Here is a 14,268-nt window from a genome sequence, read left to right on the forward strand (position 1 = left end):
TAAAGATTTAAATATATCACCTTATTTGATTTTATTAGCTAACTAAGGCATTTTTCATTTATTTTTAATGGAATCTTTTATAAAAGATATCTGATATTTTAGGGATTATCTTTTTATTTCATCCTATAAAAAACGGGTTTTTAACCCGTTTTCTTTTTTGTGTACTTTTTATGTCTTGGGGCATTTAACAGCAATATTTTTACTTTGCTAAGCTCACTTTCTAAACTGTTTTTAATTATATTCTTTTCGTTGTTTATTTATTTCTAGCAATAAAAACCGCCCGCATTGGAGCAGGGTAGCCTTCAACTGTTTTGCTTGAATCATTAGGATCTAAAAAGTCAGCAAGTGAATCAGATGTCATCCATTCTGTTTTTCGTTGTTCATCCACGCTGGTTAGCGATATATCAACCATTTTGACATTCATAAAGCCACATTTCTGTAGCCAGTTAATCATTGTTGGTACTGACGGAATAAAATAAACATTACGCATTTGCGCATAACGTTCACCCGGCATAAATGCTTGATGTTCATTGCCGTCAATGACTAATGTTTCTAAAACCAATTGCCCACCTTCAACAAGTTGATCTTTCAATTGGAATAGGTGATCGAGTGGTGATCGTCTGTGATATAATACGCCCATTGAAAATACAGTATCAAAAGCATTAAGTTTAGGTAAGGCTTCAATACCAAGCGGTAAAAAGTGAGCACGTTGATCATTGCCTAATAGTTTGCGGATAGCTTCAAATTGACATAAATAAAGCGCCATAGGATCAATACCTATAGCCAGTTTAGCCCCAGCTCCTACCATTCTCCATAAATGATAACCACTGTTACAGCCAACATCTAATACTGTTTTTCCTTTTAAATTATCAATATGATTGATTAAACGTTCCCATTTCCAGTCTGAACGCCATTCGGTATCAACATGAATACCATATAAGTGAAAAGGTCCTTTACGCCATGGCATCATATTTTTGAGTAATTGGGTAATACGTTGTTGTTCACCAGTAGACAATGGCTCATCTGAATAGGTTGTTACACCGTGTAATAAGTCAATTTGATAAGGTTCAATAGAAGGTAAATGCTTAATGCTATTTAACCATTGGTTAAAACGATTGTCGATATTTTGTCGTTGCCAACTCGCAAGCTGAGCTGGTAATACTTCTAACCAGCTGCTAAGTTTACTTTTTGCTATAATCTGGTAAAAATCACCAAAATCAATCATTCTTGTTTCCTTATTCAATTACACTAAATTAAAACGTTATTTTATGGCAATGATAGAGCCAAAATTAAAACATTGGAACCAGGTATCTATATGTTCAAAACCTGCATTATAAAGGCGTTCTTTGTGGGTATCTATCGTGTCAGTTAGCATGACGTTTTCTAACATATTTCGTTTTTGACTGATTTCAAGTTCGCTATAGCCATTTGCACGTTTGAAGTCGTGGTGCATATTGAACAATAATTCATTTATGGTGAGATCTGAAAAATTAAACTTTTCTGACAATACTAATATGCCATTTGGATTTAGCGCATTATAAATTTGAGTTAAAACATGTTGCCGATTTTCAGGACTTAAAAATTGTAACGTAAAATTGAGTACCACCATTGATGCATTTTGCATATTGATATTACAAATATCATCGCAAATAATATCTACAGGTGTTTTGGATTTATATGATTCTATATGGCGCTTACAACGTTCAACCATTGGTGGAGAATTATCAACAGCGATAATATGACAGTTATCTTGCGTAACATTACGACGAATAGACAATGTAGCTGCTCCAAGTGAACAGCCTAAATCATAAATAGTCGAATTGGGTTGTACAAACCGTTCGGCTAACATGCCAATCATTGAAATAATATTAGAATAGCCTGGAACGGATCGTTGAACCATGTCAGGAAATACTTCAGCTACTTTTTCATCAAAAGTCCAATCACCTAATTTATCGATAGGTGCAGAAAATAATTGATCTTTTTTAAAACCCATAGAAGTTATTGATACTATCAAAAAAATAATTCTGTTATGATAACACTTTTTATGTTTATTTGATGTGACTTTATGAATTTTGTAGTTGTTTTAACATGTTTGGTGTGTGTTCTTATTGCTGTTTATTTAGGAAAGCGTTTGCAATTTTGGTTAGATCTTAATTTAAGTGGTTTTTTTCTAATTGTCTATTGGCTAGGGATATTTGCGCTAGGTATCGCTTTTTTACTTTCTAAATTATTTATTAATTTTACCAGTTATTTTTCTCTGTTAGTTGCTTTGATTGTTTGTTTAGTTTACACCTCATTAATTTTTGATGCTATTTATTTGTTAAGTAAAAAAAAATTTAAACCCGATTTTATGTTGAGCTCTGTCTATCTTGGTTGTACTGCTGTGATTTTTATTTTCGGTAATCAAATGGCAACAAATTCAAAAATTGTTCATTATCAAGTTAAAATCAATAAACAAGCGAATGCGGATCATTTACGAATTGTTCAATTAAGTGATATTCATATTAACGAAATGACACGGCACAAGTTTATTCAACAAATGGTTAATAAAGTCAATGAGCTTAATGCAGATTTTATTGTTATTACAGGCGATACTATCGATAAAAAATTGAGTCCTTTCGTTAAAGATGAATTTAATCAGCAAATGAAAGAATTAAAATCTAAATATGGGACATATGTTATATTTGGCAATCATGAATACTTGGAAACTAAAGGTGAAAAGGATAAGGAGCAAAATCTTATCACAGCTTTTAAACAAGCCAATATGAATGTATTGAAAGATGATATTATCTATTTGAATGATTTAGGCATAACACTAATTGGTCGAGACGATTTTTCATCGTCATCATATGAGGTTACCCGTGCTTCACTTTCTGATCTGATGCTTTTTTCAGATACTTCTTCGCCAATTATTTTGCTTGATCACCAACCTAAGGATCTTGCTGAACCAGCTAATTTAGGCGTTGATTTGATGATTTCTGGTCATACACATGGTGGGCAGATTTTCCCCGTTAACTTTTTGGCTGATTTAATGTATAAAAATGCTTATGGTATGTATCAAGATATCCAGCACCACTTTACCAGTATTGTAAGTAATGGATATGGTTTTGGTAGTTTGCCAATTCGTTTTATGACTCGTTCTGAAATTGTGGTTATTGATGCGAGCTTCGATAAAAAAGTAGATAAATTAAAATATGAAACTAAATAGGAAGTGATTTTGACTTATCAATTTATTACTAATAATGAACAATTAGTGAATTATTGTTTAAAAATCAACAATAGTTCCGCTATAGCTTTAGATACTGAGTTTGTTAGAACTCGAACATTTTATCCGCATTTGGGATTATTACAGATTTTTAATGGTGAATTTGCGGCACTTATCGATCCCATTTCTATCACTGATTGGCAAGCTTTTGAAGCTATATTAAATGATCCTATGATTGAAAAATATTTTCATTCTTGCAGTGAAGATATTGAGGTTTTTTTGCATCATTTTAATTGTATTCCTTCCTCGATAATTGATAGTCAAATATTGGCTTCTTTTTTAGATAATCCGTTAAGTAGTGGTTATGCTAGTTTAGCTAAAAAATATTTAGGCGTTGATCTTGATAAAAGTGAAACTCGTACTGATTGGTTAAAACGTCCCCTTACCGAGAAACAATGCCAATATGCTATTAATGATGTGCTTTATCTTTTTCCATTAATGGAAAAATTGAAAATGCTATTAGCTGATCAAAATTGGTTAGATGCTGCTTACCAAGAATGCCAAATGGTGATTGCGCGTAAAAGTGAAGTGATGTTCCCTGATGATGCCTATTTAACTATTAAAAATAGTTGGCAATTAAAAGGCAAAAATTTAGGACAATTATTTAAAATTGCACGTTTCCGATACCAATTGGCAAAACAACAAGATATCGCTTTAAATTTTGTCATACATGAAGAGGTTTTGTGGAAGATTGCACGGTATTTGCCGTCATCATTAGCTGAACTAGATAAATTAGGAATGAAAGGAAAAGAAATTCGCTTATATGGGCAGAAAATTCTCGATATTTTATCCGAACCGATACCAGAGATACCACCGATTCGTAGAATTAATACTTATCCCGATTTCAAGAAGATCTCGGATGAATTAAAAAAAGCGGCTCAAATCATTTCATCAAAAACAGGGCTTAATCAAGATTTACTGCTTTCGCGCCGATTAATTAATCAATATATTAAATGGAAAATTGATAAAAAAGGTGACGTACCAGAAATACTAACTGGTTGGCGTCAGCCCTTGTTTAGTGAATATTGTTTGTGATTTCAGTATGCTATTTTTTAAAATAGTTCAGGCTAGCTCGCTTAACATCGATTCAACAATTAAGGAAGACTGTTTTGCTGCGAGTTTTAAAAATGACTGGAAATCCATTGCAGATTCATTATCACCATTATCTGAAATTGCTCTTACTACTACAAACGGTACCTTAAATAGCCAGCAGACATGCCCAATTGCTGCGGCTTCCATTTCTACCGCTATGGCATTTGGAAAGGTTTGTTTGATTCGTTCTAATGTATCTTTACCATTAATAAATGTATCACCACTACCAATTGATCCTTCAACTGCATTAACACCTTGTTTTTTTATACATGATTTGGCTAATGATTGATATTGTTGGCTTGCTTCAAATACAACTGGGCAACCGGACATTTGTCCTGGTTTATAACCAAAAGCGGTTAAATCGACATCATGATAAAATACGTCTTTTGATACGATAATGTCACCAATATTGAGTTCGGTTGAAAGTCCTCCAGCTGAACCCGTATTAATAACAGCATCAACCTTGTAATTATTTAATAATAATGTTGTGCCTGAAGCTGCGGCTACTTTACCAATGCCTGATTGAAGTAGAACTATTTCACAACCAGCAATTTGCCCAAGGTGAAAATCGCAACCTAAATGGCGTTCAATTTGATAATGGGTAATTTTACTTTTTAATATAGCAACTTCTTCTTCCATTGCGGCAATAATAGCGATTTTCATACAATCCTCTTTCTTTTACTTACGGTAACTTCTATTTAGGTGTGATATCATAATTGCAGTAGATTAACTTGACAATATGTGAGTAAAACGGAGATAAAAATTGAAGACAATTTTTATTACTGGCTGTTCAAGCGGGATAGGACTTATTTCAGCCATTGCATTAAAAAAACGAGGTTATCGTGTTATTGCATCTTGTCGCAAGGCATCTGATCAGCAACATTTGATTGAACAAGGCTTTGAAACGGTATTACTTGATTTAGATGATTCTAATTCCGTTAAACAAGCTGCTAAGGAAGTATTAGCATTAACTGGTGGAAAATTATATGCGTTATTTAATAATGCGGGATTTGGTCTGTATGGGCGATTAAAAACAATTAGCCGAGAGCAGCTAGAATCGCAATTTTCAACTAATTTTTTTGGAGTACATCAGTTAACGCAGTTACTACTTCCTGCCATGCTTGAACAAAATGAAGGCCGTATTATTCAAACAAGTTCAATTGTCGGTATTGTTGCAACTCCTGGTAGAGGTGCTTATTCAGCGAGTAAGTATGCCTTAGAAGCTTGGTCTGACGTTTTGAGATTAGAATTAGCTGATACCAATGTCAAAGTTTGCTTAATTGAGCCAGGTCCGTTAAAAACTCATTTTTCACAAAATGTGAATCAAACGGAACAATCAAATATTATTAAAAATCCACCGATAGCTAAGCGATTTACGTTATCACCGGAAGCCATATTACCATGTTTATTTGATGCGTTAGAGCATTCAGCGCCTAAAATACGTTACAGGGTAACAAAGGTAACCAAGCTTGCTGCATTTGCTAAACGTTTGCTTCCTGATAAATTAATGGATAGAATTTTAATTAATAAATAATGAATCAAAATATTCTTAGGACACAATATGCAAAATCAATTTATTTTTGAAGTTAATCAACAAAACTTTCAAGAAGTTATAGAAGGTTCATCTAAATATCCCGTATTATTTTATTTTTGGTCTTCAAGAAGCCCAGATTATGAAGCTATGACACAAACATTAACAAAGCTTGCTAATAAACACCATGGGCAATTTATTTTAGCTAGTGTTAATTGTGATGAAGAGCAAATGTTAGCAGCACAATTTGGTTTACGTGCTATTCCTACTGTTTATTTATTTAAAGATGGTCAACCTATAGATGGCTTTCAAGGACCTCAATCTGAAGAAACCATTAAAGCTTTTTTAGAAAAAGTACTACCAAATGAAGATGAACTTAAATTAATTGAAGCTCAAAATTTATTTCATGAAGCTAAATATGAAGAAGCATTACCACTTTTACGTCAAGCTTGGAAATCACTTACCGATCATTTGGGGAAACCAAGAACAGATATTGCATTAATGCTAGTGAAATCACAAATTGAACTTAAACAGCTAAGTGAAGCAAAAGAAGTGCTTGCAACCATTCCTCTACAAGATCAAGATTCAAGTTATCACGGATTACAAGCCGAAATTGAACTACTTGAACAAGCAGCTAACTCGCCTGAGTTACAGCAATTGCAATCAGAGTTTGCTCAACATCCTGATAATGTTGAACTAATGATTCAATTATCTTCACAATTAATGCATGTAGGACGTCATGAGGAAGCATTAGAGCTGTTATTTAAACCGCTGACAAAAGATCTTAACGCCGGTGATGGGCAAGTAAAGAAAACATTACTTGATTTACTAGCCGCATTAGGAACAAGTAATCCGTTGGCTAGCAGTTATCGACGTAAATTGTATACTTTATTATATTAAGATTTATGAAATTTAATAAAATGGCTTCAATCATAAACTATTGTTGAAGCCATTTTATTTAGTGTTCGATAATGCGAGGAAAATCTTCGTTACTGCGCAATGTTAAAACTTCAACGCCATTTTCAGTAACTAAGATAGTGTGTTCATATTGAGCCGAAAGTCCATGATCTTTGGTTTTAACTGTCCAACCATCTTTCATCGTTCGAGTACGCCAATCACCCGTATTGACCATAGGTTCAATTGTAAAGGTCATGCCTGGTTTTAAAATTACACCACCATCATCAGCATCATAATGTAATACTTGTGGTTCATCATGATAAACTTTTCCAATTCCATGACCACAGTATTCACGTACTGATGAAAAGCCAAACTTTTCAACATATTTTTGAATTGTTTTACCAATTTCTTTTAGACGAATACCCGGCTTTATTATCTTAATCGCTTCATATAAGCTATTTTGGGTAACTTGACATAGCTTTTCACCTGTGACAGTCGGTTTCCCAGCAATATACATTTTAGATGTATCGCCATGATAGCCATCTTTGATTACAGTGACATCAATGTTTAAAATATCACCATCCTTTATTTTTTTTTCAAAATTTGGAATGCCGTGACAAACAACATCATTTATTGATATACAGCTAGTATGTTGGTAGCCATGATAACCAATATTTGCAGGAATAGCTTTTTGGACATTAACAATGTGTTTATGGCAGATTTTATCAAGCTCGCCTGTACTAATACCAGGTTTTACATAAGATTCAATCATTTCTAAAACTTCAGCAGCAAGTTTGCCTGCTATACGCATTTTTTCGATTTCTTCTGGGGTTTTTAACTTAATAGACATTAAATTGTTCCTGTAATGTTAATGAACATATCCTATCATATACCGTTATTTCGTCAAATAAATGGAAGTGATTAATTAAGTATATGATTCATATTAAATCGATTTTAATTCCACTTACTGTAACGCTGAAACAGTATATATAACTAAAACTACTGATTATTAAGGTTGATTAGGTATATAATAATTAATTATAAAAAGAGGTTTTTACGATGCAATGTAGCTATTATCAACAAAAAAAATGTTTATCATGTCATTGGCTTGACCATCCTTATCAAATACAATTAGAACAAAAGCAAACAATGCTAATTGAGCAGCTAAGTGAATTTAATCCTAAAGAAATTAAAGAGCCTTTGGCAAGTAAAAAACATGCTTTTCGTAATAAAGCTAAAATGGCTGTATTAGGTACAGTTGAAAAACCCATATTAGGTATTCAAACAGGCGATCAAGCTATTGATCTGTGTGATTGTCCTCTTTACTCTAACAATATGCAAAATATTCTAAAAATTGTAAGAACATATATCAGAAAACAAGGATTAGTGCCTTACAATATCAATAAGCGAAAAGGAGAGCTAAAATTCGTTATTATCACTGAGAGTATTTGTGATGGAATAAGTAGTTTTATGTTGCGATTTGTTTTGAAGTCACCAAAATTTTTTGAAAAAATTAAGAATTCTTTTAATCAATTACAAGATAAAATTCAAAATCTGCAAGTTGTTTCAATTAATATTCAACCTAATCATTCAGCTATATTAGAAGGGGATGAAGAGATAGTTTTAACCAATAATTCTTTTCTATCAATAACATTAAATAATATTCCTCTTTTTATAAAGCCTAAAAGCTTTTTTCAGACAAATACCGATGTTGCCTCCAATCTTTATCAAACAGCAAGTGACTGGGTCACCGATTTGAATATACATTCGATTTGGGATCTTTTTTGCGGTGTGGGTGGATTTGGTTTACATTGCTTGAATAATTTATCAAAAAATGATGTTCAATTAACAGGAATTGAAATAAATTCAGATGCAATTGAATGCGCAACAAAATCAGCTAACGAACTCGGTTATAAGCAAATATTTTTTAAATCATTAGATGCTACTCAATATGCGATTACCAATCAGAATATCCCTGATTTAGTTTTGTTAAATCCACCAAGACGAGGAGCAGGGAAGCAATTAATCCAGTATCTTGAAGAGATGAAACCAAACTATATTTTATATTCAAGTTGTAACTTATCTTCGCTTGTTGAGGATTTAAAGTTGTTAAATGATTATCAAATTACCAAATCAAAATTATTTGATATGTTCCCCCATACCGCACATATGGAAGTTTTAATTTTGTTAGAAAAAAAAGATCATATGCAAAAATAAACTGCTTTAATGTATCAATTTATCATTATTTTAATTGCAATTAACTAATCCTATCTATGAAATAGATAAAAATGTATGTTGTGAGTTTTATTTTTACCTATTGAAATAGATAGAGTTATTTTTTTATTTAGTTTTTGAAATGCTTTTGTTCATTTCAGCTATTCTTAAAATATCAAAATCATCTATAGTAACTAGTAAATTATGATAATATTAATGCTATAAATAATTAAATTAGGAAAAGCTAGATTATGATTCCTGATGTTTCCAAAGCGCTTAGTTGGTTAGAAAAACATTATACTATTTTACAGGGGATTCAACGAGGTTTAGAACGTGAAACTTTGCGTATTTTACCTGATGGATCATTGTCGAAAACTTCCTTTCCTTCAAAAATTGGGTCAGCGTTAACTCATCCTTGGATAACAACTGATTTTGCTGAATCAATGTTAGAGTTTATTACACCAGTTAATACCAATATTGATTATATGCTGTCTTTTTTACGGGATTTGCATCGTTATGCTAGCATAAGCATTGGAGATGAAATGTTGTGGCCATTAAGTATGCCTTGTTTTCTTGCAAATGAAGATGACATTATTTTAGCCCAATATGGTACTTCCAATGAAGGGCGATTTAAAACGCTATACCGTGAAGGGTTAAAAAACCGCTATGGCGCAATGATGCAAACGATTTCTGGAGTACATTATAATTTTTCATTACCTACCGCATTTTGGCAGGCAAGAAACGGTATCAAAAATATTGAAGAAGGTAAAACTATAATATCTGAAGGTTATTTTACCTTGATTCGCAATTATTATCGTTTTGGCTGGGTAATTCCGTATTTATTTGGTGCTTCGCCATCAATATGTTCTCCATTTATTCAAGATCCAGAAAAAGCCAAATCCTTCATTGAGCAAACAAATGGTAATTGTTATCTACCTTATGCAACTTCGTTAAGGTTAAGCGATATCGGTTATACGAATAGTGCTCAGAAACAATTAGGTATTACTTTTAATCATTTGGATTCTTATGTAGCGGGATTGAAACGTGCAACTCATACTAAATCTGCTGAGTTTAGTAAATTAGGTATTAAAGTAAATGGCCAATATCGCCAATTAAATGATAATATTTTACAAATAGAAAATGAGTTTTATGGACCAATTCGCCCTAAACGAGTGACCAGAGCAAATGAAACACCTTCAGATGCGCTCTTACGTGGTGGAATTGAGTATATTGAAGTACGTGCGCTTGATGTTAATCCTTTCTCACCAATAGGTATTACTGAAGAACAAATTCGTTTTATTGATTTATTTTTGATTTGGTGTGCATTAGCTCCAGCTCCAGAAATGAGTAGCCAAGAACTTGAGTGCGCTAAGATGAATTGGAATAAAGTAATTATTGAAGGGCGAAAGCCGGGGCTTGAAATTAGTATAGGTTGTGATAGTTATCGAAAACCTTTGTCCAAAGTAGGGCACGAATTATTTAAAGATTTACTTCGTGTTGCCGATGTTTTAGATCACCAAAATGGTCATCAACATTACCGTAAGGTCTGTGAACGTTTGGATTTGATGTTTGAACAACCTGAGTTAACTTTATCAGCAAGGACGCTACAAGCAATTAGCGATCTAGGTACATCAAAGTTTGGGGTAGCTTTAGCTAACCAATATAAAAGGCAGCTTATTTCAGAACCTTTAACTTTATTAACAGATAATGATTTTGTTCAACAACATCATTTATCGCTTGAAAAACAAAAAATAAAAGAGCAAAGTGATACTTTATCATTTGATGAATATTTAAAGCTGAAAAACTCGCAGTAGTATGTTTAAAAAACGCAACTATACATTACGTTATCGATCAAATAATGATGTAGAAGTAATCTTACCTAATCACCAATTAAGTGTTAATAAATCGCTTATTGATCATACTTCTTTTTCGGTTTTAGTTTGGAATATTTATAAACAAAAGCGGGCAGATTGTATTGATATTTTAGAGCAGTATGCAAATACTACTAAATTAATATTGCTACAAGAAGCCCAAAATACCCCTCAGCTTTTAAGCTTTATTTCAAAACATCATAAGGTTGCAGATCATGTTCCTACATATTGCTTTAATGATATTTATGCAGGTGTGATGACGATTACTGAATCTTTACCTAGCGCTCTTCTCTCATTCAGAGAAAAAGAGCCATTAATTAGAGTTCCCAAATCTGCACTAATTACAATTTATCCTATTGCTCATTCAAAAAAGCAATTTCTTGTGGCTAATGTTCATGCCGTTAATTTTAGTATTGGTGTTAAAATTTATCGTCAGCAAATTCACATGTTATTAAATCGTATTAAAGAACATAATGGTCCAATAATATTAGGAGGAGATTTTAATGCATGGAGCCAACAACGTTTGAATTTATTATATGATTTGATACATTCAATAGGTCTTAGGTCAGTGAATTTTACTATAGATAATCGCAAAACTTTCATGGGTAGACCATTGGATTTTGTATTTTATCGAGGATTACAATTGGAAACAGCTGAAATTATTAACACTAAGACATCTGACCATAATCCTCTTTTAATAAAATTTAGATTGGATTGATAAGATTTATTGTTAATACATCCCCTTCTTTAACTTGCGAATCTTTCATGTTATTCCACGTCAAAATATCAGTTATTTTTACTTGATAGTTTCGTGCAATTGAATGAAGACTATCACCAGCTTTAACCTGATAAGTTATCTGCTTTTTTGTATTAGCTGTATGAAGTATGGTATTTTTATTGTTAATTCCAGTCGATTGTTGAATTGTTGCTGTTTTGACTTCTATTGGCATTGTGCTATGCGGCACATCTTGTAGTAATTCAGTAATTTCTGTTGTAACAAGATTTTTTTCCTGTAGCTTTTTATGTAATTTTTCTGCATAGGCATAAGGCACAAGCAAATGGAAAGGGCCATTTACTGTCTGTTTTAAATACCCAGCATTAAAACTTTTTAAATCACTAAGTGGTATATCACTGTATTGAGCAATTTTAGCTAAAGAAATGTTTTTAGACATGTCAATTCTAACTAGAGAATTTTCATAGCTACAATCTGGTAACTTAATTCCATATTGTTTACTATTTTTCACAATATCAATAATGGCAAGAATTTTCGGAACATAGCGCATTGTTTCATTTGGTAATTCCAAAGACCAATAATTAGTAGGTAAGCCATTTGCCTGGTTTTTTTCGATAGCTTTTTTTACTCGACCTTCCCCAGCATTATAAGCGGCTAATGTTAATAACCAATCACCATTAAAACGATTATTTAAATTTTGTAAAAGTGTAATGGCCGAATTTGTAGAGGCTATAAGATCACGACGATCATCAAAATTACTGTTCTTTTTTAAACCGTACTCTTTTGCGGTAATAGGTACAAACTGCCACAAACCTGCCGCTTTACCGGAAGATGTTGCAAGCGGATCATATGCACTTTCAATTAATGGAATTAACGCTAATTCAACCGGCAAACGATTTTTACGAAGTTGGTTAATGATATAGTAAACATAGGGTTCAGAGCGAAGTGCTGTCACCTCGAAAGCCTGTGGATTAAGTAATAAACGATCTCTTTCTTCTTTAACACGTTTATTCTCGGGAACATTAACATCAATTTGGTTTAGCATATATTGCCAAGGGTTTTGAGTTATTAATATGTGATTAATACCACTACTTTTAATGCTGCTTGCAACTACCGATAATGAATTATGTGTTTGATAGACACTATTATTGGTATTAGAACCATGGTTTTGGCATGCAACCAAAATTAAACATAATATTGTGAATATAAATAACTTTTTCATTAGCCTGTAAAATTAAACATTTATTAAAACCGCGTATTATACCTAAAAATTGTCCTTTTGGCTTCTAAAAAAAATAAATAAATCTAATTCATTGTTGAACTTGAATTTTTGTTGTAATTTTTTATCAGAGCATCGTAAAAATAAATTAATCAATTTTTCTGTTGCTAAGTTTGAAGGTAAAGTAATTGAATTTTCATTAATTGTATTCAAATATGACTTAATATTTTCATCTTCTGGTAACATTGTGCTAGCAAATAACAAATTAGAATAAGTATATTCATGACCAGCACAAATAAGAACATCATCAGGAAGTTGTTTTAATTTGTTAAGTGAATTTAGCATTTTTTGATAAGTCTTTTCAAAAACTCGTCCGCATCCTGCTGAAAATAGGGCATCTCCTGTAAACAAATAAGGGTGGCAATAATAAGCAAGATGTCCAGATGTATGTCCAGGGACACTGATGAGATCAAATGTAAAATTCCCAATAGAAATTGTATTTTGATTATCTATATAATTTATTGGTAGATTAATCTCACTGGGACCATAAACTTCAATATGGTTATACCGTTCTTTTAATTTTGTTACACCACCTATATGGTCTATATGAAGATGAGTAAGTAAAATTCCAATAGGTGAGAGATCATTTTTCTTAACATAGTTAATGACAGTATCCGCCTCACTGGGATCAATAATGATGGCTTGGTTATCCGTATTTGATAACAACCAAATATAGTTATCTTTTAACGCAGGAATAATATGTAATTTAAACATAGAAAGCTATTCAAAATTGTTAATTAAATGTTTTCTTTATTAGATTGCTCAAAAACGATATCTTTTAATGTTGGAGATTGAGCCCGTTTTTTCGCTAGAATATCACATCGTTCATTTTCAATATGACCAGAATGACCTTTTACCCAGAACCAGTTGATTTTGTGTAACAGAACAAGCTCATCCAATTTTTTCCATAAATCTTCATTTTTAACAGGTCTTTTATTAGCCGTTTTCCAACCATTTTTCTTCCAACCATGAATCCAATTCATAATGCCATTACGTAAATATTGACTATCAGAATATAAGTCAATTTCACAAGCTTGTTTTAATTGTTCTAAGGCAGTAATTGCTGCTAATAATTCCATCCTATTATTGGTTGTTTTAAAAAAACCTTCTGCTACCACTTTTTCTTGCTGTTTGTATTTTAAAATGGCTGCATAGCCGCCAGGTCCAGGGTTTCCTAAGCATGATCCGTCTGTATAAATTTCTATTTTTTTCAGCATATTTTGATTGTCGATTAAATTGTTTAAGTTGGTTATATATTCATTGATGACAACTATTTTTAATTCATAATGAGTTTTGTATTTGTATAATCGCTAGATATCAACATTAATCACTTTTGGTGATAGACTATAACACTAATTTATTTTTTCCCCAATTGTTAACAGATAA

General features: G+C 32.3%; 14 protein-coding genes. 7 read left to right on the forward strand and 7 right to left on the reverse strand.

Annotated features, from left to right (window positions below; genetic code table 11):
• Positions 1–253 precede the first annotated feature (253 nt).
• Both cmoB and cmoA read right to left on the reverse strand, forming a co-directional pair.
• Positions 254–1,225 (reverse strand): tRNA 5-methoxyuridine(34)/uridine 5-oxyacetic acid(34) synthase CmoB, encoded by a 972-nt coding sequence (gene cmoB / locus A9G34_RS05585; protein ID WP_065569171.1) that lies wholly within the window; start codon positions 1,223–1,225, stop codon positions 254–256.
• Positions 1,226–1,261: 36 nt separating this feature from the next.
• A complete protein-coding gene (gene cmoA, locus A9G34_RS05590) occupies positions 1,262–1,993 on the reverse strand; it encodes a carboxy-S-adenosyl-L-methionine synthase CmoA (protein ID WP_065569172.1) in 732 nt (243 codons plus the stop codon).
• A 72-nt stretch (positions 1,994–2,065) separates the two neighbouring features.
• Between cmoA and A9G34_RS05595 the strand changes: the two genes are divergently transcribed.
• Both A9G34_RS05595 and rnd read left to right on the forward strand, forming a co-directional pair.
• On the forward strand, positions 2,066–3,208 hold the full coding sequence (locus A9G34_RS05595; protein ID WP_065569173.1) for a metallophosphoesterase: 1,143 nt from the start codon (positions 2,066–2,068) through the stop codon (positions 3,206–3,208).
• A 9-nt stretch (positions 3,209–3,217) separates the two neighbouring features.
• Positions 3,218–4,300 (forward strand): ribonuclease D, encoded by a 1,083-nt coding sequence (rnd, locus tag A9G34_RS05600; protein WP_065569174.1) that lies wholly within the window; start codon positions 3,218–3,220, stop codon positions 4,298–4,300.
• 27 nt (positions 4,301–4,327) lie between these two features.
• On the opposite strand, the gene A9G34_RS05605 is transcribed toward rnd, so the two are convergent.
• Positions 4,328–5,020: a 5'-methylthioadenosine/adenosylhomocysteine nucleosidase gene (locus A9G34_RS05605; protein WP_034945673.1), complete on the reverse strand. Its 693-nt coding sequence runs from the start codon at positions 5,018–5,020 to the stop codon at positions 4,328–4,330.
• Between the two features lie 100 nt (positions 5,021–5,120).
• Here A9G34_RS05605 and A9G34_RS05610 point away from each other — a divergent pair, with 100 nt between their 5' ends.
• Both A9G34_RS05610 and A9G34_RS05615 read left to right on the forward strand, forming a co-directional pair.
• Positions 5,121–5,891 (forward strand): SDR family oxidoreductase, encoded by a 771-nt coding sequence (locus A9G34_RS05610; RefSeq protein ID WP_034945672.1) that lies wholly within the window; start codon positions 5,121–5,123, stop codon positions 5,889–5,891.
• Between the two features lie 27 nt (positions 5,892–5,918).
• Positions 5,919–6,788: a co-chaperone YbbN gene (locus A9G34_RS05615; protein ID WP_034945671.1), complete on the forward strand. Its 870-nt coding sequence runs from the start codon at positions 5,919–5,921 to the stop codon at positions 6,786–6,788.
• A 58-nt stretch (positions 6,789–6,846) separates the two neighbouring features.
• On the opposite strand, the gene map is transcribed toward A9G34_RS05615, so the two are convergent.
• Complete coding sequence (gene map / locus A9G34_RS05620) at positions 6,847–7,635, reverse strand: type I methionyl aminopeptidase (protein ID WP_065569175.1); 789 nt, start codon at positions 7,633–7,635, stop codon at positions 6,847–6,849.
• Between the two features lie 209 nt (positions 7,636–7,844).
• On the opposite strand from map, the gene rlmC reads away from it, so the two are divergent.
• From rlmC to A9G34_RS05635, 3 genes are all read left to right on the forward strand, one after another.
• The gene (rlmC, locus tag A9G34_RS05625) at positions 7,845–9,002 is read left to right on the forward strand and encodes a 23S rRNA (uracil(747)-C(5))-methyltransferase RlmC (protein WP_034945666.1); all 1,158 of its coding nucleotides are present in this window, start codon (positions 7,845–7,847) and stop codon (positions 9,000–9,002) included.
• A 248-nt stretch (positions 9,003–9,250) separates the two neighbouring features.
• A complete protein-coding gene (gene gshA / locus A9G34_RS05630; RefSeq protein ID WP_065569176.1) occupies positions 9,251–10,813 on the forward strand; it encodes a glutamate--cysteine ligase in 1,563 nt (520 codons plus the stop codon).
• 1 nt (position 10,814) lies between these two features.
• On the forward strand, positions 10,815–11,588 hold the full coding sequence (locus A9G34_RS05635; protein ID WP_065569177.1) for an endonuclease/exonuclease/phosphatase family protein: 774 nt from the start codon (positions 10,815–10,817) through the stop codon (positions 11,586–11,588).
• Here the strand turns inward: A9G34_RS05635 and A9G34_RS05640 are convergent.
• From A9G34_RS05640 to rnhA, 3 genes are read right to left on the reverse strand one after another with little or no spacing between them, the layout of a single operon-like run.
• Complete coding sequence (locus A9G34_RS05640) at positions 11,575–12,825, reverse strand: transglycosylase SLT domain-containing protein (RefSeq protein WP_051825216.1); 1,251 nt, start codon at positions 12,823–12,825, stop codon at positions 11,575–11,577. The two genes, A9G34_RS05635 and A9G34_RS05640, sit on opposite strands and share 14 nt — an antisense overlap.
• Positions 12,826–12,867: 42 nt before the next feature.
• The gene (gene gloB / locus A9G34_RS05645) at positions 12,868–13,596 is read right to left on the reverse strand and encodes a hydroxyacylglutathione hydrolase (RefSeq protein WP_034945656.1); all 729 of its coding nucleotides are present in this window, start codon (positions 13,594–13,596) and stop codon (positions 12,868–12,870) included.
• 23 nt (positions 13,597–13,619) lie between these two features.
• On the reverse strand, positions 13,620–14,099 hold the full coding sequence (rnhA, locus tag A9G34_RS05650; protein ID WP_034945652.1) for a ribonuclease HI: 480 nt from the start codon (positions 14,097–14,099) through the stop codon (positions 13,620–13,622).
• Positions 14,100–14,268 lie beyond the last annotated feature (169 nt).

It is taken from the genome of Gilliamella sp. Choc4-2 (genome assembly GCF_001690355.1).
In the GTDB taxonomy this organism is placed as follows: Bacteria; Pseudomonadota; Gammaproteobacteria; order Enterobacterales; family Orbaceae; genus Gilliamella; species Gilliamella apicola_A.

Coding starts and splice junctions, on each gene's coding strand:
- A9G34_RS05595 (WP_065569173.1), top strand. CDS start 2,066: ATGAATTTTGTAGTTGTTTTAACATGTTTGGTGTGTGTTCTTATTGCT.
- A9G34_RS05635 (WP_065569177.1), top strand. CDS start 10,815: ATGTTTAAAAAACGCAACTATACATTACGTTATCGATCAAATAATGAT.
- rnhA (WP_034945652.1), bottom strand. CDS start 14,099: ATGCTGAAAAAAATAGAAATTTATACAGACGGATCATGCTTAGGAAAC.
- gshA (WP_065569176.1), top strand. CDS start 9,251: ATGATTCCTGATGTTTCCAAAGCGCTTAGTTGGTTAGAAAAACATTAT.
- A9G34_RS05615 (WP_034945671.1), top strand. CDS start 5,919: ATGCAAAATCAATTTATTTTTGAAGTTAATCAACAAAACTTTCAAGAA.
- cmoB (WP_065569171.1), bottom strand. CDS start 1,225: ATGATTGATTTTGGTGATTTTTACCAGATTATAGCAAAAAGTAAACTT.
- map (WP_065569175.1), bottom strand. CDS start 7,635: ATGTCTATTAAGTTAAAAACCCCAGAAGAAATCGAAAAAATGCGTATA.
- gloB (WP_034945656.1), bottom strand. CDS start 13,596: ATGTTTAAATTACATATTATTCCTGCGTTAAAAGATAACTATATTTGG.
- A9G34_RS05605 (WP_034945673.1), bottom strand. CDS start 5,020: ATGAAAATCGCTATTATTGCCGCAATGGAAGAAGAAGTTGCTATATTA.
- cmoA (WP_065569172.1), bottom strand. CDS start 1,993: ATGGGTTTTAAAAAAGATCAATTATTTTCTGCACCTATCGATAAATTA.
- rlmC (WP_034945666.1), top strand. CDS start 7,845: ATGCAATGTAGCTATTATCAACAAAAAAAATGTTTATCATGTCATTGG.
- A9G34_RS05640 (WP_051825216.1), bottom strand. CDS start 12,825: ATGAAAAAGTTATTTATATTCACAATATTATGTTTAATTTTGGTTGCA.